Raw genomic sequence first — 16,577 nt, forward strand, 5'->3', positions numbered from 1 at the left:
CCCTCCCCGCCCCCCCCCGGCCCCGGCCCCCCCTCCGGCCCGGGGCGCCCCCCCCCCCCCCGCGTCCGTGACCCCTACCGCTCCACCGCGAGCAGCGAGGTCAGCCGCCCGGCCAGCAGGTCCCAGCGCCAGGAGCGCTCCACCCAGCGCCGTCCGGCCTCGCCCATCCGCCGCCGCAGCTCCTCGTCGTGCAGCAGCCGGACGATCCGCTCGGCCGACGCCGACGCCGAGCCGCCCGGCACGACGTACCCGGTCTCGCCCTCCAGCACCGCGTCCGGCGCGCCGCCGGAGTCGCCGGCCACGACGGGCAGACCGGTCGCCGAGGCCTCCAGGTAGACGATGCCGAGGCCCTCGACGTCGAGCCCGCCACGCCGCGTCCGGCAGGGCATCGCGAAGACGTCCCCGGCGCCGTAGTGGGCGGGCAGCTCCTCCCACGGCACGGAGCCGGTGAAGCGCACCGAGGCGCGCACGCCCCTGGCGTCGGCCAGCTTCTCCAGGTCCGCCCGGTACGGGCCGCCGCCGACGATCAGCAGCACCGCGTCCGGCACGTCGGCGAGGATCTGCGGCATCGCCTCGATCAGGGTGTCCTGGCCCTTGCGCGGTACCAGGCGCGAGACGCACACCACCACCGGCCGGTCCGCCAGCCCCAGCCGGCGGCGCACCTCGGCGCCCCCGGAGGCCGGGTGGAACGTCGTCTCGTCCACGCCCGGCGGCAGCTGCACCATCCGGTCGGCGGCCTCCGGTCCCACCGCGCCCGCGATCCGGGAGCGGGTGTACTCGCCCAGGTACGTCAGCACGTCGGTGCCCGCGCCGATCCGGCGCAGCAACTGCCGGGCGGCCGGCAGCTGGGCCCAGGCGGCCTCGTGCCCGTGCGTCATGCCCAGCAGCCGCCCGGCCCCGGCCCGGCGCAGCGCGGGCGCCATCAGGCCGAGCGGCGCGGCGGCGCCGAACCAGACCGAGTCGCACTTCTCCGCGCGGAGGATCTCGGCGGCCCGCCGGGTGACCCGCGGTGTGGGAACCATCACCTTCGTCCGGTCCCGGATCACCGGGAACGGCTGCTCGGCGTCGAAGCGCGCGACCTCGGTGCCGTCGCGCCAGGTCGAGGCGTAGACCACGATGCTCCCGGCGGGCTGACGGACGGCCATGTTGTGCACGAAGGCCTGGATGCCGCCGGGTCGCGGCGGGAAGTCGTTGGTGACGATCAAGGTTCTGTGCATCAGGCCACGGCTCGCTCGGTCGGGGGGTGCTCGGTGTACCGCTGGGTGATCCGTACGATAGGTCAACACCATGACCCGCCGGGAACGGAAGCACGCACGGCAACCGTTCCACCCCCGGGTCAGTCCTAGTACCTGAGCCGCTGAGGACGGCGGCCCGGGCGTCCGTCGCGCGACGCCTCCGGTGGGGACGTCCGAGACGAACGAGGGAGCGCTGTGGAGTTGGCCCCGGCCATCGAGACCGGTACTTCCCGTGCCCGCACGGGCCGCCCGCTCGGGGCGCTCGCGGCACTCGTCGCCACCTGGGCGGGCACCCGGACGCTGCTGCTGCTGTTCGTGACCGGCGTGCTGCGCTCGCCGGGCGGCGACGTCACCGCGGACGTCTGGATGATCTACCACGCCTGGTACGGCGTCCTGCAGACCGGCACCTTCCCGTTCGACGACGTCACCTGGCAGTACCCGCCCGGCGCCGCCCTGGTGATCCTGCTGCCCGGCCTGCTGCCGTGGTCGTACGTGGTCTCGTTCTGGGTGATCTGCGGGGTCGCCGACGCCCTCGTGATGGCCCTGCTGGTCCGCACCGGCCTGCGCCGGGGCCGGGCGCTGACCGGCGCCTGGCTGTGGGTGGTGGCCGTGCCGCTGCTCGGCCCGATGATCTACAACCGCTTCGACATCATCGTCACCGCGAGCGCGGTGGCCGGCCTGCTGGCGCTGATCCGCCGCCCGGCCGTCGGCGGGATGCTGCTGGGCCTCGGCGGGATCGTCAAGATCTGGCCGCTGCTCGGCCTGATCGGCACCCCCTCCGGCCGCCGCACCGGCCGTTCCTGGACGCTCGCGGCGGCCACCGCCGTCTCGCTGGGCTTCCTGCTGGCCGCCGGGATGAACGGCGCCTTCGGCTTCCTGGCGTTCCAGAAGGACCGCGGCGTCGAGGTCGAGTCGCTCGGCGCGCTGCCGCTGCACTACGCGCGGATCGCGGGCGGCTGGGACGGCCGGGTGACGATGAACTACGGCTCGGCCGAGATGCTCGGGCCCTGGGTCGGCGTCGTCGGCAAGGTCATGATGGCCGGCACCGTGCTGGGCTTCGCGTGGCTGCTGCTGTGGCGCTACACCGCCAAGCGCCGCAACGCGGCCACGATGTACGACGCGGCGCTGACCGCGCTGCTGATCTTCACCGTCACCAGCCGGGTGATCAGTCCGCAGTACCTGGTCTGGCTGATCGGCGTCGCGGCGGTCTGCCTGACGGTCCGCGGCAGCAGCCAGCGGCCGGTGGCACTGCTGATCCTGCTCGCGGCGCCGCTCACGCTGCTCGAATTCCCGCTGATGTTCACCCAGGTCCTCGCGAGCGACCCGGCGGCCATCGCCGTCCTGTCGGCGCGCAACCTGCTCCTGCTGGCGGCGACGGTCCTGTCCTGCGTCCGCCTCTGGCGCTCCACGCGGGGCACGGACCGGCTGCCGCCGACCGTCGTGCTGACGCAGCCGGAGCCCGTCCCGGCCGGCTCCTACCCGGTCCGCCCGGGCATCGCCTACGAGCAGGACCTGCTCGACGGGATCGACCGGCCCAACACCCCGGCCGGGCGTTAGCCGCCCTAGGCGTTGAGAGCGGCCACCTCGGCCACCCACAGCCGCGTGAACTCGTCCTTCCCGAGGCCCAGTTCGGCCCGGAACAGCCGGTCCATCCGCTGGTCGCGGTCCTCCCCCGCGCCGTCCGCCGCGCCCACCGCGCGGTAGAACGCGACCAGGCGGGCGGTGCCGAAGCGGGCGGCGATCAGCCGACAGGCGAGCCAGGCCTGCTCGTAGGCCTGGGCGATGCCGGTGGTGCCCGCGGCGAAGTCGCGGTCGGCGGGCAGGGCCGTGGGCACCCTTCCGGCGGCCACGTCCCGGGCCAGCTCGGGGGCGATCTGGCGGGGCGTGCGGCCGGAGTCGCGGTAGGCCGTCCAGTCGGCGACGCCCTCGGAGAGCCACAGCGGCGTCCAGGCCCGGGTGTCGGCCCGGGTCGCGACGTGGGTGGTCTCGTGGGTGACGACCACCTGGCGGCCGAAGTCGCTGAGCCGCCCGAACGCCTCGGGGTTGATCAGCACCCGGTCGGCCGGGGTGTGCGAGGGCGCGCCGGGGGCGGCCACGGTGACCGCCGCCATGCCCGTCCAGCCGGCCGGATCGGCCTCCAGCAGGCGGGCGAACTGCGGCTCGGTGGCGGGCAGTTCCAGCAGCAGTCGGCCCGCCCAGCCGGTGCCCCAGACCGCGCTCACCGCGGGGACGGCGCGGTCGCCGATCGCGACCGGCCCGGCCGGGTCCGGTCCGGCGGCGAGGCCGAGCACCAGGCACTGCGCGCCGCGCGCGGACCGTCCCGTCCCGAAGTCCCAGAGCGCCGGCGGCCCGCTCGCGGCGTCCTCGCGCTCGACCCGCCAGCCGTCGGCCCGCGTCAGCGTGAGGCGGCGGGGGTAGACGGCGGGGTACTCGTCGTAGCCGGCGACCCGGACGTCCAGGTCGGCCGTGACGGTCAGCCGGCCGGGGTCCGTGCCCGGGGAGACGACGAGGTTGCGGTAGCCGGCGGTCAGCGGCAGTCCGGTGGTGGCCGACAGCTCGCGCGCGCGTTCGTCCAGCACCGCCGCCACCTCGGTCCGCTCGTCCGCCCCGCCGAGCCCCCGGCCGGCCACCGCGGGGGCGACGGGCGGCAGCGACAGCTGGGTCAGCCCTCCGGCGGCGAGCAGCAGGGCGCCGCGCCGGGACAGCACGCAGGGCCGTATCGCGTCCGGTCCGGACGGGGTCGGGCTCAGAGCCGGACCACCCCCGCGACGGGCATCGCGTTGACGCTCTCGTACCGCACCCTGGCCCCCGGGTACGGGGCGTGCACGATCACCCCGCCGCCGGCGTACATGCCGACGTGGTGCATGTCCCGGTAGAAGATCACCAGGTCTCCCGGTCGCGCTTCGGACAGGCTCACCCGCTGGCCGGCGTAGGCCTGGGCCTGCGAGGTGCGCGGCAGGCTCACTCCCGCCTGCCGCCAGCTGTAGTACATCAGACCGGAACAGTCGAACGCGCGGGGGCCGGTGGACCCGTACACGTACGGCGACCCGATCATCCGCACCGCCGCCGCGAGCGCCGCCGCCCCACGCTCGGAGGCGGGCGGGGTGGTGCCGAGGTCCAGCCGGTCGGTGCCGCGGGTGGCGCGCTGCTCGGCCTCCTGGGCGTCCTGCGCGGCCATCCGGGAGCGCTCGGCGGCGCCCAGGCTGTTGAGCAGCCGCTGGGCCTTGGCCAGCCGCTGCTGGATCTCCTGCTTGCTGTCGGCGAGCGTCCGGCGGGCCTGGTCCAGCTCGGCGAGCTTGGCGGCGGTCTCGGTGCGGCGCTGGTCGAGCCCGCGCTGACGGGTCACCAGCTCGTGCAGCGTCTCGTTCTGCCGCTCGGTCGCCTGGTCGAGGGTCCGGGCGCGGGCGAGGTAGCCCTCCGGGTCGGTGGCGAGCATCAGCTGGACGGTCTGCGCCATGCCGCCGGAGCGGTACTCGGCGCCGGCCACGGTGGCGAGGTCGCCGCGCAGCTGGTTCAGCTGGTCCTGGGCGGCGGCGATCTCGCCCTGGAGGACGGTGGTCTCGCCCTGGAGCCGCTGCTGGGCCTCCTGCGCGGCGTTGTACTTCTCCGACGCCTGTTCGGCCTCGTTGTACAGCTGCTCGACCTGCGCCTTGACGTCCTTGCGGCTGGGCGCGTCCGGGGAGCCGGGGGCGGCCTGGGCGCTGCCGCCCGTCGTGACGCCCAGGGCGGTGGTGGCGGCCGCGGTCAGCACCAGCGCACGGGCGAGCAGTTGGGAACGGCGGTGCACGGGCATGGCGGCGGCTGCTCCAATCCTGCGGACCGGTCCCGCCGCCGCACCCAAGCGGGCGGTCCTGGAGCGGGAGTCCGGTGGCAGACGTTAGCGAGTCCGGGCAACCGAGTCCAAACCTCTCCCAACCCGAATATTTGACCCTTAATCGGACACCAGTCCGAGGAAAGGAAACGCCGCAGGCCCGGACCTCCGGGGAGGAGGGCCGGGCCTGCGGGAAGCCGAGCGGGGAATCAGACCCGCACGATGGACGAGAGCGGCATGTTGGTGACCGCCTCGTAGCGGACGCTCGCACCCGGCTTGGGCGCGTGCAGCACCTGGCCGTTGCCGGCGTAGATGCCGACGTGGTGGGCGTCGTTGAAGAAGATCAGCAGGTCGCCGGGCTGGGCCTGGGAGAGGTCCGTGCCGATCCGGGTCCCGGCGCCGGCCTGCTCCTGCGAGGTGCGCGGCAGCGAGACGCCAGCCTGGTCGAAGGCCCAGACCATCAGGCCCGAGCAGTCGAAGGAGTTCGGGCCGGTGGCGGCCCAGACGTACGGGCTGCCGATCTTGGTGGCGGCGTAGGACAGCGCGGCGGCACCGCGCGAGCTGCCCGCCGCCGGCGGCTTGGCGACCGGCGAGGACGACGGGGCCGAGCCGAGGTCGGTGCGGCTGCTGTCGCGGGAGGCGCGGTCGGCGGCGGCCTGCTGGGCCTTCGCGGCGTCGGCCTTGGCCTTGGCATCGGCGGCGGCCTTGTCCTCGGCCGCCTTGATGGCCTGGCGCTCCTGCTCGGACAGGGTGTTGAAGAGGTTCTGGGCGGCCGTCAGCTTCCCCTGGATCTGTTCCTTGGACGCCTTCAGCTGCTGGGTGGTCGCGTCCAGCTCGGCGAGCTTGCCCTGGGCCTCGGTGCGGTCCTGGTCCAGCTTGCGCTGCTGGTCCTGGAGCTCCTTCAGCTGACCCTTCTGGGTGCTGCCGGCCTGGTTCAGGGCGTCGGCCTGGCTGAGGAAGTTGTCCGGCTTGGACGAGAACATCAGCTGGACGGTCGGGGATATGCCCCCGTTGCGGTACTGCTCGCCGGCGATCTGGGCGAGGCCGCCCTGGAGGTCGGTCACCTGCTCCTGCTGGCGGGCCACCTGGTCCTGGAGGCCGCTGACCTGCTTCTGCAGCTCCTGCTGCTTGGACTGGGCGGCGTTGTACTGCTCGGTCGCCACCTCGGCCTGCTCGTTGAGCTGGTCGACCTGCTCCTTGACCTGGTCCTTGGTCGGCGCGGGGTCGGCGTGGGCGCCGGACTGCGCGGAGAGGGCGACGGCTGCCGCGGCAACTCCGGTCAGGAAGGAAACTCGGGCACGGCCGGCGGGCTTGGGACGACGATGGGACGCCACGAAGGCGGACTCCTTCTTCCTACGTCCGCCTACCGGGTGAGCTGACGGGTTCGGGCCGGAAGCATGCCCTACGACGCCTCACGGCCGTTCCACCGGCCGACCTGGCGCCGATTCACCCCGGAGGAACGTGGTTCCCCGGCTCCGCTCCACAGCGCCCCCTGTCACTGGGCTCCCCTGTCGGACGGTCGCTTCGACCCGTCCCGCTGCTTCACGAACTCGGCGGGAACCACCGCCGCCACCCTGGCTGGGCGATCGACAGTGCGGTGGTCCGGGTCACGACCCTAGTAACTGAACCGTGATCGGTTCAAATCCTTGTCAGAAAAAAGGCGGAAGAATAACCAAGTTCTTTTGTGAAGATGACAGAAGGTGATCGCAGCAGCACGCAAGGCTGATCACTTGTCACGCGAACGCGGCGAAACGCAGGGAAACGCGCTCAAGCGAACGCGCCACCCCCGCTCGGGAGGTGGCGCGGATCACAGGGCCGTCGCGCCGGCCCGCGGCGTGTCGGCGGGTCAGACCCGGCGGATGGTGTTGATCGGCATCGCGTCGGCCTTCATCACCTTGACGACGTCGCCGGTGTGCGGCGCGTGCACCACCATGCCGTTGCCGATGTACATCGCGACGTGGTGCATGTCGGGACCGTAGATCACCAGGTCGCCGGGCTGGGCCTGGTCCAGCGAGGGCACCCGGGTGCCGTAGTGGCCCTGCTCCTGCGAGGTGCGCGGCAGCGAGACGCCGGCCTGGCCGTACGACCAGAGCATCAGGCCCGAGCAGTCGAAGGTGCTGGAGCCGACGGCACCCCACACGTACGGCGAGCCCTGCTTGCTCATCGCCTTGGCCACGGCCACGGCCGCGTAGCCGCTGGCCGGCGGCAGGCTGCTCAGGTCGACCCGGTCGGTGCCGCGCGAGGCGCGGTCGTCCTGGGCCTGCTGGGCCTTCAGCGCGGCGCGCTCGGAGGCGCTGAGCGAGTTGAGGAGGTCCTGGGCCTGCTTGAGCTTGGCGTTGACGTCCGCCTTGGACTGGTTCAGGTCCTTGGTGGTGGAGTCCAGGGAGGCCAGCACCGCGGCGGCCTCGGCCTTCTCCTGGTCCAGGCGGCGCTGCTGGTCCAGCAGGCCCTTGAGCGCGTCGGTCTCGGTGGCGGTGGCCTGCTGCACGCTGGAGGCCTTGGCCAGGTAGTTGTTCGGGTCGGAGGAGAGCATCAGCTGGACGGACGGGTCGATGCCGCCGGTGCGGTACTGCTCGCCCGCCACGCCGGCGAGGCCGGTCTGAAGCTGGGTCATCTGCTCCTGGCCGCGGGCCACCTGGTCCTGGAGCTGGTCGGCCTGCTTGCGCAGCTGGTCGGCCCGCTCCTTGGCGCCGTTGTACTTCTCGGCGGCCTGCTCCTGCTCCTGCTGCAGCTCGTCGATCTGCGCCTTGACGTCCGTCTTGTTCGGCTGCGGCGCGGCGTGCGCGGCCACCTGGGCGGAGAGCGCGACCGCGGTCGCAGCAGCAGCGGTGAGCACGGAGACCCGCGCGCGGCTCGGCTGCTTGGGACGGCGGTGGGAGGCCAAGGGACCTGCTCCTTCTTCCATGGACTCACCGGTTCGGGTGAGAAATCCGGAAAATAGGTTTGACGCCAGACCCTAGTGAACATCCAGGCATTGCGCCACTCCCCCAAAGGCGTGAACTCCGAGCCCCCACGCCGCTTCACCGAATCCGCACATCACCGCAAACCGGACGCTGAGCGGCCGTCATCCCCATCGGCACGGAATCAGGGCCGCGCCAGCCGGTTCAGCAGCAGAACCGAGGCGACCGGGCGCGCGCCGGCCTTCCGCACGCCCTCCGCGACCTCCCGGTCGGCGGAGACCACCACGACCGGACGGCCCTGCGGCTCGGCCCGCACCAGGCGTCTGATCAGCTCGTCCGCCGTCTCGCCGGTCCGGCTGAAGCGCACCCGGACCCCGCGCGGCGGCGCCATGATCACCGGCACGTCCAGGTCCTGCCCGTCGAACACGCACGTGACCTCCGCCTGCGTGCGCTGGGCCAGCATCGCCAGCCCGCCCAGCAGCCGCAGCCGCTGCTGCTCCAGCGGCAGCGTCGGATAGCCGGTCTTCGTCACGTTGTAGCCGTCCACCACCAGGTGCACCTGCGGGATCGCCAGCAGCTGGTCCAGCAGGGCCGGATCGTCCTCCGCGAGCCCGCGCCGGGCCACGTCGTGCGGCGAGGCCGAACCCGGCACCACCGCCTCCACCAGGTCCGCCGGGCGGATCTGCGACACCGGCAGCGCCAGCTCGCGCTGCAGCCCCTGCGCCGACTGCAGCACGGTGTCCAGCAGCAGCCGCAGCCGCATGTCCTCCACGCTGCGCCCCTCGCGGGCCGAACGGCGGCCCTGCTCGGCGGCGGTCTCCAGCTCGCCGACGCGGTGCCGCAGCCGCCGTGCCTCGCTCTCGGCCGCACTGCGCTCGGTCGCCGCCTGCGCGCGCAGCGCCTCCAGCTCACCGGCCAGCCGACGGGTCTCGGCCTGCGCCCGGCGGGTGTCGCTCTCCAGCGAACGCACCTTCTTGCGCAGCGAGTCGGCCTCCCGCCGGACGTCCTCGGACTCGGCCCGCTGCCGGTCCAGGTCCGCGCGCGCCCCGGCCCGCACCTCGGCCAGCTCGGCCTGCAGCTTCTCCACCAGCCGGGCCGCCTCCGCGGCCGCGCCCTCGGCGCCGGCCCGCTCGGCCTCCTCGCCGGCCTCGGCGACCAGCCAGCTCCAGCCCGCCGACCGCACCAGGTAGGCGGCGGCCGCGACGTCCATCGGATCGGCGGCGCCGGGGACGCTGCCCGACTCCAGCGCCTTCACCAGGTCCGGCTGGCCCAGCCGCAGCCGCTCCGCTATCCGCAGCCGGAAGGCCGGCTCCGACTCCAGCGCCGCCGCGATCGCCGTGGCCGCGTACTTGGCCCGCCGGGCCGGGGTGAACTTGGCGTACTGACGCAGGCTCTGCGGCAGCTCGGCGGGCGGCAGTCCGCCGAGCGCGTCCGCGGCCAGGCCGACCACGCGCCGGCGCACGCCCTCCGGCAGCGGCCGGTCGAGCTTCTCGGCGGGACGGCCGGCGCCCGGGTCCGCGGCGGTTCCGGACGCGGCGGCACCGTCGGCGGCCCCCGCCGCCCCGGCGGCCGGCTCCGCAGCGGGCTGCCCCTGCGGTCCGGCGGGCTCCCTCGCTGCGTCCACCACGTCCTCGGCTCCGATCCTGGTCCAACGGGTGCGGCCCCGCGGCCGCCGTCCCTGTCGTCACGCTCCGTGCGTTCTGTCTGTATTGTCCCGTGCGGCGGACGGCCGTGCCGTGCACCGTCCACCGCACCGGCGGGGCATCAACCCTGCTCGGCCTCGACCGCCGCGTCGTCCGCGCCCGGGCGGGCGACCAGCTCGACCTGGTCCACCGCGTTGCACCAGCGGCAGCGCACCGTCTCGACCGTCTCGCTCAGGACTTCGGTCTCCTCGACCTTGGACTCGCCGGCCAGGTCGAAGTGCAGGAACTCGGTGACCCGCGCGGAGCGGGTCACGTCGAAGCGGGTGAGGTTGCCGCACAGGGTGCAGCGCCAACGCGTCTCGGCGGTCAGAGCGGGGACGGTCATCGGGGGTCCTCTCGGGTGGTCCCTGGGTGGGCTAGGCGCTCCCCCCGGAGCCCCGGCATCGGCGGCGGGAGGCGGGAATGCCCGCCCCAAGCCTATTGCCTGGGGCAACCATCACGGCCACCGGTTCGGGCGATCGGGACGGCTAGCCCACCTGCCGTACAGCGCGGTGTCACGGAGGGCCCGCGGAGGGATGCTTGGCCGCATGGCGCTCGCGGCCCCCGGCCACACCGACGCGCGGGACGGCGGCCCCGCGGTGCCCGCCCCGGCGGTCACCTACGCCCTGATCGCGCTCAACACCCTGGTCTTCCTGTTCGGGCCGGCCGCCGGACTCAACCCCCTCTACGGCACCGGGCAGGCCCGGCTCTGCGCCGAGCAGCGGTACGAGCAGCGCTGGGGCGCCGTCCCCGCCGAACTGCTGGCCGGGCGCCCGCTGACGGCCGAACAGCTCGCCGAGGCCCCGGACCCGGCCCCCGGCTGCCCGGCCGCTCCCACGCCGGGCAAGCGCCCGGCCGTCTCCGTCCTCACCGGCCTCTTCCTGCACGCCGGCTGGCTGCACCTGGCCGGCAACCTGCTCTTCCTCCACGTCTTCGGCCCCACCGTCGAACGGCGGGTCGGCCGGGCCCGCTTCCTCCTCTTCTACCTGGCCGCCGGGAGCCTCGCGACGTACGGCTTCGCCCTCGCCGAGGCGCACTCGGCGGACTCCACCCGCGTCCTGATCGGAGCCTCCGGCGCGATCTCCGCCGTCCTGGGCGCCTACCTGCGCTTCCACCCGCGCTCCCGGGTGACGACGCTCGTCCCGCTGCTGCTCTTCCTGCCGCTGCGGTTCCCGGCCTGGCTCGTGCTGGGCCTCTGGTTCGCCCTGCAGTGGTGGTCGGTGCACTCGGCCGGGCCCGGGGTCGCCTACCTGGTCCACGTGATCGGCTTCTGCGCCGGCTTCCTCTACGCCTGCACCGTCGTCGGTCACCCCCCGAGACGACGCGGCTGAGGCCCGATACGCTGGCGCCACCCCACGAAGGAGCCGGAACAGTGATCACCGCCATCGTCCTGATCAAGACCAGTGTCGACCGCATCCCGGAGATCGCCGAGGCCATCGCCGCCATCGAGGGCGTCAGCGAGGTGTACTCGGTGACCGGCGGCTACGACCTGGTCGCGATGGTGCGGGTGCGCAAGCACGACGACCTGGCCGACGTCATCCCGGGCCGGCTGAACAAGGTCCCGGGCGTCGCCCACACCGAGACCCAGATCGCCTTCCGCACCTACTCCCAGCACGACCTGGAGGCCGCGTTCGCGCTCGGCCTGGACGAGTAGTCCTCAGTCCTCAGTCCTCACGGCGAGTGTCGGCGACGCAACGGCCGCCCTCGTTCCGGTAGTTCCACGCCGCGCCGTCCGTGACCAGCTCGCGGACGGCGGTCAGGAAGCGGTCGACGTGCTCGTCCGGGGTCCCGGCGCCGAAGCTGACCCGGATGGCGTTCAGGCTGCGCTCGCCCGGCAGCGACGGCTCCGGCGCGCCGCACTCGGACGGCGCCACGTCCTCGTCGCCGAGCAGCGTGCGCACCAGCGGGTGCGCGCAGAACAGCCCGTCGCGCACGCCGATGCCGTACTCGGCGGAGAGCGCGGCCGAGAAGTGCGAGCTGTTCCAGCCCCGGACGACGAAGGACAGCACGCCCACCCGCGCCGAGTCGGAGCCGAACAGGCTCAGCACCTTGACCTGCGGGATCTCCGCCAGCCCGGCCGTGAGCCGGGCGATCAGCGCCTGCTCGCGGGCCTCCAGCGCGTCGAAGCCGGCCTCGCTCAGCGCCCGGCAGGCGGACGCGATGGCGTAGGCGCCGATGACGTTCGGCGAGCCGGCCTCGTGCCGGGCCGGGCCGGTGTGCCACTGGACGGCCACCGAGCCGTCGGCCTCCCGGGCCACCGTCCGGGTCGCGCCGCCGCCGGCCAGGTACGGCTCGGCCGCGTCCAGCCAGTCCGCCCGGCCGGCCAGCACCCCGGCACCGAACGGCGCGTAGATCTTGTGGCCTGAGAAGGCGATCCAGTCGACGTCCAGCTCGGCCACCGAGACCCGGTGGTGCGGGGCGAGCTGCGCGGCGTCCAGCACCACCCGGGCGCCGTGCCGGTGCGCGGTCGCGGTGAGCTCGGCGACCGGCCACAGCTCGCCGGTGACGTTCGAGGCGCCGGTGACGCACAGCAGCTTCGGGCCCTCGGGCGCCCCGGCGAGCGCGGCGTCCAGCGCGGCGACGGCCTCGGCGTGCGAGCGGGGAGCGCGCAGGTAGGTGACGTCGAGCCCGGCGTGGGCCCAGGGCAGCAGCGAGGCGTGGTGCTCGGTCTCGAACGCGAACACCCGGGTGCCGGCCGGCAGCGCGGCGGCGAGCAGGTTGAGCGAGTCGGTGGTGGCCCGGGTGAAGACCACCTGGTCGCCCTCGCGCAGGCCGAGGAACTCGCCGACGGTCCGGCGGCTCTGCTCGAACAGGTCGGTGGACAGCTGCGAGAGGTACCCGGCGCCGCGGTGCACGCTGCCGTAGTAGGGGGCGTACGCGGCGACGTCGTCCCACACCCGCTGCAGCGCCGGCGAGCTGGCCGCGTAGTCGAGCGGCGCGTAGCCGACCTTCTCGCCGTTGGCGAGCGGCACCTGGACGTCGTGGCCGAGGACGGCCAGGGGGGCGCAGATTTCGGTGGCAAGGGACACGAGGATGCACTCCTTCGGAGGTCGAGGGACCCCGGGAGTGCTAGTCGTCGGGCGTCCGCGCTTGCCTCGCGGACGGTTCGCCGCGCGGCCCGGTCCTCACCCAGGGCACCCCGCCACGGACGGAGGGTTGCCGGACAGCAAGCTGGGGCTTGTCGCTGTCACTCATGACCTGGACAGGACTCTAGGTCGCGTCCGCCCGGTGGTCAAACAGGCATCCACCATCCGGACAGCCGAAGGGGCCCGCGGCGACGAACTGCCACGGGCCCCTCAACTCGCTTGTCAGTCCCGGCCGGTGGCCTCCGACCAGCGCCGCAGCAGCTCCTGCGCCGCGCCCGAGTCCACGGCCGCCGCGGCCCGCTCCATGCCGGCCGCCAGCTGCTCGGCGAGCGGCGCGTCCGTCAGGTCCAGCGCCACCAGCGCCGCCGCCGTGTTGAGCAGGACGGCGTCCCGCACCGGCCCGCGCTCCCCGGCCAGCAGCCTGCGCGCGACCTCGGCGTTGTAGGAGGCGTCCGCCCCGCGGAGCGCCTCGATGCCGACGAGCTCGATGCCGACGTCCCGCGGGTCGAAGGCGGTCTCGGTGACGATGCCGTCCCGCACGATCCACACCTGCGACGTCGTGGTGACGGTCAGCTCGTCCAGGCCGTCGTCGCCGCGGAAGACCAGCGCCGTGGAGCCGCGCCGGGCGAGGACGCCCGCGATCAGCCCGGCGAGCCGGGTGTCGAAGCAGCCGACGGCGTGCGCGGTGACCTTCGCCGGGTTGGTCAGCGGGCCGAGGATGTTGAACGCGGTCGGCACCCCGAGGTCGCGCCGGGCGGTGGCGGCGTGCCGCATCGACGGGTGGAACTTCGCCGCGAAGCAGAAGGTGAGCCCGACCTCCTCGGCCACCTCGGCGACCCGCCGGGCCGACAGGTCCAGGGCGACGCCGAGCTTCTCCAGCACGTCCGACGACCCGCTCGCCGAGGAGGACGCCCGGTTGCCGTGCTTGACCACCTTGGCACCGGCGGCCGCCGCGACGATCGCGGACATCGTGGAGATGTTGACGGTCTTGGCGCGGTCGCCGCCGGTGCCGACGATGTCCACCGCCGGGCCCGGGATGTCCAGCGGCTCGGCGTGCGCGTACATCGCGTCCACCAGGCCGCTGATCTCGTCGACCGTCTCGCCCTTGGCCCGCAGCGCCACCATGAACCCGGCGACCTGGACGGGGGACGCCTCGCCGCTCATGATCCGGTCCATCGCCCACGCGGTGGCCGAGCGGTCGAGGTCCTCCCCCTTCAACAGCGCCGCCAGGAGGTCCGGCCAGGTGCGGACCACCTGCGCGGGGTCGGTACCACCGTTCGCAGGGTTCACGTTCACCATGGCTGACTCCAGCTTTTGTCGGTTCCCCCAGGGGGGACGTCCGTACGGATGGAGTCAGCCTATCGAGCGGCGGGGTACCTCCGGCCCTGTCTTCTCTAGTACTGAGACGGCGCCGCTCAGCGCGTCGCGGGGGCCCGCTTGGCCAGGCGCGCCCGCAGCAGCGTGGCCACCGCCCCGGCCAGCGCGACCGGGTCGACCGGGCGCGAGATCGCCGCGTCGGCCCGGCTCCAGGCGGCCAGCCAGGAGTCCTGCGGCCGGCCGATCAGCACCAGCACCGGCGGGCAGCCGTAGATCTCGTCCTTGAGCTGGCGCCCGAGTCCGAGCCCGCCGGCCGGCACCGCCTCGCCGTCCAGGATGCAGAGGTCGACGCCGCCCTTCTCCAGCGCCCGCAGCACCGCGGGGGTGGTCGCGCACTCCAGGTAGGACAGCTCCGGCAGATCCTCGGCGGGCCGGCGGCCGAGCGCCGTCAGCACCTGCTCGCGGGTGTTGCGGTCGTCGCTGTAGACGAGGACGGTGAGCGTCTCATCGGTCGTGTACGCCATTGACCCTGCTCCCTCAAGTGTGATCCGGACCACGTTCGCCTGACCCGGATGCTACTCCGGATCACCCCCGGCCGAGCCCTCCCCCGCGCGCGTTCCTCCTCAAGGCGCCGCGCCCGGGGCTCACCCGCCCGGAGGACGCCCCGTCACCCGGCCACGCGCAGTCCACCCGGACGGCCGACAGCCGGGCCCGCTCCCCTACCTCCGGGCACTGCGCCGACCGTGCATCGACACGCTGGGCAACGGGGTCCAAGGGCCCTCCGAGGAACCGTCAGAAAAGGGACACGCCGCTGCTCAGGTACCGTCCGGGCACCTGGGTGCCCCCCAAGCGGGCATACCGCACGCACCGGACACTCCGAGGGAGACCCCCCGGCGTGAAGACGGAATAAGGGACCGACATAATGTCCGTCGTGGCGACAGCAACAGCAGTAGAAACCGGGCACGCGCACGGATCGGTCAACCGGCCGAACATGGTCAGCGTCGGAACGATCGTCTGGCTCAGTTCCGAGTTGATGTTCTTCGCGGCCCTCTTCGCGATGTACTTCACGCTCCGCTCCGTCAAGGGGCCGGAGTTCTGGACCGAGAAGGCGCACGCCCTCAACGTGCCCTTCTCCTCGGTCAACACCACGATCCTGGTGCTCTCCTCGCTGACCTGCCAGCTCGGCGTGTTCGCCGCCGAGCGCGGGGACGTGAAGAAGCTCCGCTCGTGGTTCGTCATCACCTTCGTGATGGGCGCGATCTTCATCGGCGGTCAGATCTTCGAGTACACCGAGCTGGTCAAGAAGGACGGCCTCTCGCTGTCCTCCGACCCGTACGGCACGGTGTTCTACCTGACCACCGGCTTCCACGGTCTGCACGTGACGGGTGGTCTGATCGCCTTCCTGCTGGTCCTGGGACGGACGTACGCAGCCAAGCGCTTCACGCACGAGCAGGCCACCGCCGCCATCGTGGTGTCGTACTACTGGCACTTCGTCGACGTCGTGTGGATCGGCCTGTTCGCGACCATCTACCTGATCAAGTAACCAGCTGATCAGGTCGCTGGCCACCGGCTGCGGCCCCCGCCCTCACCGGCGCAGGGCCGCTTCTGCCGGTGCCGACGCTCCCACCGACCGACCGCGCGCGCAGCCCTAGCCGGGCCGCCTCGTGCCGGCCAGACCGGCAGCCGGGTGCACCCACCAGTCGACCAGATCCTGACACCGGGGTTATTCCGTGAAAAAGCTCTCCGCACGACGGCGCCACCCATTGGCGGCGCTGGTCGTCCTACTTCTCGCCCTGGCGGCAACCGGGGGGCTGTACGCCGTGTTCGCGCCCGCCGGCAAGGCGCAGGCCGACGTCGCCGCGCAGTCGCTCGCGATCGACGAGGGTAAGAAGCTCTTCGCCGTCGGCTGCTCGTCCTGCCACGGCCTGAACGGCGAGGGCAGCAGCGACGGCCCGAGCCTGGTCGGCGTCGGTTCCGCCGCCGTCGACTTCCAGGTCGCCACCGGCCGCATGCCGGCCCAGCAGCCCGGCTCGCAGGTCCCGCGCAAGAAGAACATCTACTCGCAGGCCGAGATCGACCAGCTCGCCGCCTTCGTGGCCTCGCTCGGCCCCGGCCCGGTGACGCCGACCCAGGAGCAGTACACCTCGACCAACCCCGAGGACATCTCCAAGGGTGGCGAGCTGTTCCGCACCAACTGCGCCCAGTGCCACAACTTCGCCGGCCAGGGTGGTGCCCTGACCAAGGGCAAGTACGCGCCGTCGCTGGAGGGCGTGGACGCCAAGCACATCTACGAGGCCATGCAGACCGGCCCGCAGAACATGCCGTCGTTCCCGGACACCACCATGCCCGAGGAGCAGAAGAAGCAGATCGTGGCCTTCGTCCGCCACACCACCAACGATGAGCCCAACCCCGGCGGTCTCACGCTCGGCAGCCTCGGTCCGGTGACCGAGGGCCTGTTCGGCTGGATCTTCGGTCTCGGCGTGCTCATCGCGGTCGCGATCTGGGTCGCCGCCCACACCCCCAAGGCCAAGAAGTCATGAGCCACG

15 protein-coding genes and 2 riboswitches are annotated in these 16,577 nt (G+C 73.3%); of the genes, 5 read left to right on the forward strand and 10 right to left on the reverse strand.

From position 1 onward, the window contains the following. Positions 1-74: 74 nt before the first annotated feature. Positions 75-1,217 carry a glycosyltransferase family 4 protein gene (locus ACFVSN_RS22825; protein ID WP_387956470.1) on the reverse strand — a complete coding sequence of 381 codons (1,143 nt, stop codon included), beginning with the start codon at positions 1,215-1,217 and terminating at the stop codon, positions 75-77. A gap of 213 nt (positions 1,218-1,430) precedes the next feature. Between ACFVSN_RS22825 and ACFVSN_RS22830 the strand changes: the two genes are divergently transcribed. Next, positions 1,431-2,792 carry a glycosyltransferase 87 family protein gene (locus tag ACFVSN_RS22830; RefSeq protein WP_387594514.1) on the forward strand — a complete coding sequence of 454 codons (1,362 nt, stop codon included), beginning with the start codon at positions 1,431-1,433 and terminating at the stop codon, positions 2,790-2,792. 5 nt (positions 2,793-2,797) lie between these two features. Here the strand turns inward: ACFVSN_RS22830 and ACFVSN_RS22835 are convergent, their stop codons facing one another. The 6 genes from ACFVSN_RS22835 to ACFVSN_RS22860 all read right to left on the reverse strand — a co-directional run bounded on the left by ACFVSN_RS22835 (position 2,798) and on the right by ACFVSN_RS22860 (position 9,974). Continuing rightward, positions 2,798-3,943 carry a hypothetical protein gene (locus ACFVSN_RS22835; protein ID WP_387594512.1) on the reverse strand — a complete coding sequence of 382 codons (1,146 nt, stop codon included), beginning with the start codon at positions 3,941-3,943 and terminating at the stop codon, positions 2,798-2,800. A gap of 38 nt (positions 3,944-3,981) precedes the next feature. Beyond that, the gene (locus tag ACFVSN_RS22840) at positions 3,982-5,028 is read right to left on the reverse strand and encodes an NlpC/P60 family protein (RefSeq protein ID WP_380502902.1); all 1,047 of its coding nucleotides are present in this window, start codon (positions 5,026-5,028) and stop codon (positions 3,982-3,984) included. 227 nt (positions 5,029-5,255) lie between these two features. Continuing rightward, entirely contained in the window at positions 5,256-6,380 is a 1,125-nt protein-coding gene (locus tag ACFVSN_RS22845; protein WP_380502905.1) for an NlpC/P60 family protein, read from the reverse strand. A 10-nt stretch (positions 6,381-6,390) separates the two neighbouring features. Next, positions 6,391-6,544, reverse strand: a riboswitch (cyclic di-AMP (ydaO/yuaA leader). A gap of 348 nt (positions 6,545-6,892) precedes the next feature. Further along, positions 6,893-7,930: an NlpC/P60 family protein gene (locus ACFVSN_RS22850; RefSeq protein ID WP_380447446.1), complete on the reverse strand. Its 1,038-nt coding sequence runs from the start codon at positions 7,928-7,930 to the stop codon at positions 6,893-6,895. A 200-nt stretch (positions 7,931-8,130) separates the two neighbouring features. Continuing rightward, complete coding sequence (locus ACFVSN_RS22855) at positions 8,131-9,570, reverse strand: NYN domain-containing protein (protein WP_387956471.1); 1,440 nt, start codon at positions 9,568-9,570, stop codon at positions 8,131-8,133. A gap of 140 nt (positions 9,571-9,710) precedes the next feature. After that, positions 9,711-9,974, reverse strand: coding sequence for a hypothetical protein (locus ACFVSN_RS22860; RefSeq protein ID WP_380447442.1), 264 nt, complete (start codon positions 9,972-9,974; stop codon positions 9,711-9,713). Between the two features lie 202 nt (positions 9,975-10,176). Here ACFVSN_RS22860 and ACFVSN_RS22865 point away from each other — a divergent pair, with 202 nt between their 5' ends. Beyond that, on the forward strand, positions 10,177-10,959 hold the full coding sequence (locus ACFVSN_RS22865) for a rhomboid family intramembrane serine protease (RefSeq protein ID WP_387956472.1): 783 nt from the start codon (positions 10,177-10,179) through the stop codon (positions 10,957-10,959). A 41-nt stretch (positions 10,960-11,000) separates the two neighbouring features. Then, positions 11,001-11,282: an Lrp/AsnC ligand binding domain-containing protein gene (locus ACFVSN_RS22870; protein ID WP_380447438.1), complete on the forward strand. Its 282-nt coding sequence runs from the start codon at positions 11,001-11,003 to the stop codon at positions 11,280-11,282. Between the two features lie 10 nt (positions 11,283-11,292). Here ACFVSN_RS22870 and ACFVSN_RS22875 read toward each other — a convergent pair whose 3' ends face one another. From ACFVSN_RS22875 to ACFVSN_RS22885, 3 genes are all read right to left on the reverse strand, one after another. Further along, positions 11,293-12,657, reverse strand: a complete 1,365-nt coding sequence (locus ACFVSN_RS22875; protein ID WP_387956473.1) for an aminotransferase class V-fold PLP-dependent enzyme — start codon at positions 12,655-12,657, stop codon at positions 11,293-11,295. 52 nt (positions 12,658-12,709) lie between these two features. After that, positions 12,710-12,827: riboswitch (SAM riboswitch) on the reverse strand. A gap of 109 nt (positions 12,828-12,936) precedes the next feature. Next, a complete protein-coding gene (gene trpD / locus ACFVSN_RS22880) occupies positions 12,937-14,013 on the reverse strand; it encodes an anthranilate phosphoribosyltransferase (protein ID WP_387956474.1) in 1,077 nt (358 codons plus the stop codon). 116 nt (positions 14,014-14,129) lie between these two features. After that, positions 14,130-14,555 carry a hypothetical protein gene (locus ACFVSN_RS22885; RefSeq protein ID WP_359967869.1) on the reverse strand — a complete coding sequence of 142 codons (426 nt, stop codon included), beginning with the start codon at positions 14,553-14,555 and terminating at the stop codon, positions 14,130-14,132. A gap of 398 nt (positions 14,556-14,953) precedes the next feature. On the opposite strand from ACFVSN_RS22885, the gene ACFVSN_RS22890 reads away from it, so the two are divergent. Further along, on the forward strand, positions 14,954-15,574 hold the full coding sequence (locus ACFVSN_RS22890) for a heme-copper oxidase subunit III (protein ID WP_030301107.1): 621 nt from the start codon (positions 14,954-14,956) through the stop codon (positions 15,572-15,574). A 187-nt stretch (positions 15,575-15,761) separates the two neighbouring features. Next, positions 15,762-16,571, forward strand: coding sequence for a c-type cytochrome (locus tag ACFVSN_RS22895; protein ID WP_380447432.1), 810 nt, complete (start codon positions 15,762-15,764; stop codon positions 16,569-16,571). Positions 16,572-16,577: the final 6 nt, after the last annotated feature.

Origin of the sequence: Kitasatospora sp. NPDC057904 (assembly GCF_042887925.1) — a bacterium.
Classification (GTDB): Bacteria; Actinomycetota; Actinomycetes; order Streptomycetales; family Streptomycetaceae; genus Kitasatospora.

What these genes read in the sequence shown, in the direction of transcription:
- ACFVSN_RS22825 (WP_387956470.1), bottom strand. Translation starts at nt 1,217, where the DNA reads ATGCACAGAACCTTGATCGTCACCAACGACTTCCCGCCGCGACCCGGC.
- ACFVSN_RS22840 (WP_380502902.1), bottom strand. Translation starts at nt 5,028, where the DNA reads ATGCCCGTGCACCGCCGTTCCCAACTGCTCGCCCGTGCGCTGGTGCTG.
- ACFVSN_RS22860 (WP_380447442.1), bottom strand. Translation starts at nt 9,974, where the DNA reads ATGACCGTCCCCGCTCTGACCGCCGAGACGCGTTGGCGCTGCACCCTG.
- ACFVSN_RS22865 (WP_387956472.1), top strand. Translation starts at nt 10,177, where the DNA reads ATGGCGCTCGCGGCCCCCGGCCACACCGACGCGCGGGACGGCGGCCCC.
- trpD (WP_387956474.1), bottom strand. Translation starts at nt 14,013, where the DNA reads ATGGTGAACGTGAACCCTGCGAACGGTGGTACCGACCCCGCGCAGGTG.
- ACFVSN_RS22885 (WP_359967869.1), bottom strand. Translation starts at nt 14,555, where the DNA reads ATGGCGTACACGACCGATGAGACGCTCACCGTCCTCGTCTACAGCGAC.
- ACFVSN_RS22890 (WP_030301107.1), top strand. Translation starts at nt 14,954, where the DNA reads ATGTCCGTCGTGGCGACAGCAACAGCAGTAGAAACCGGGCACGCGCAC.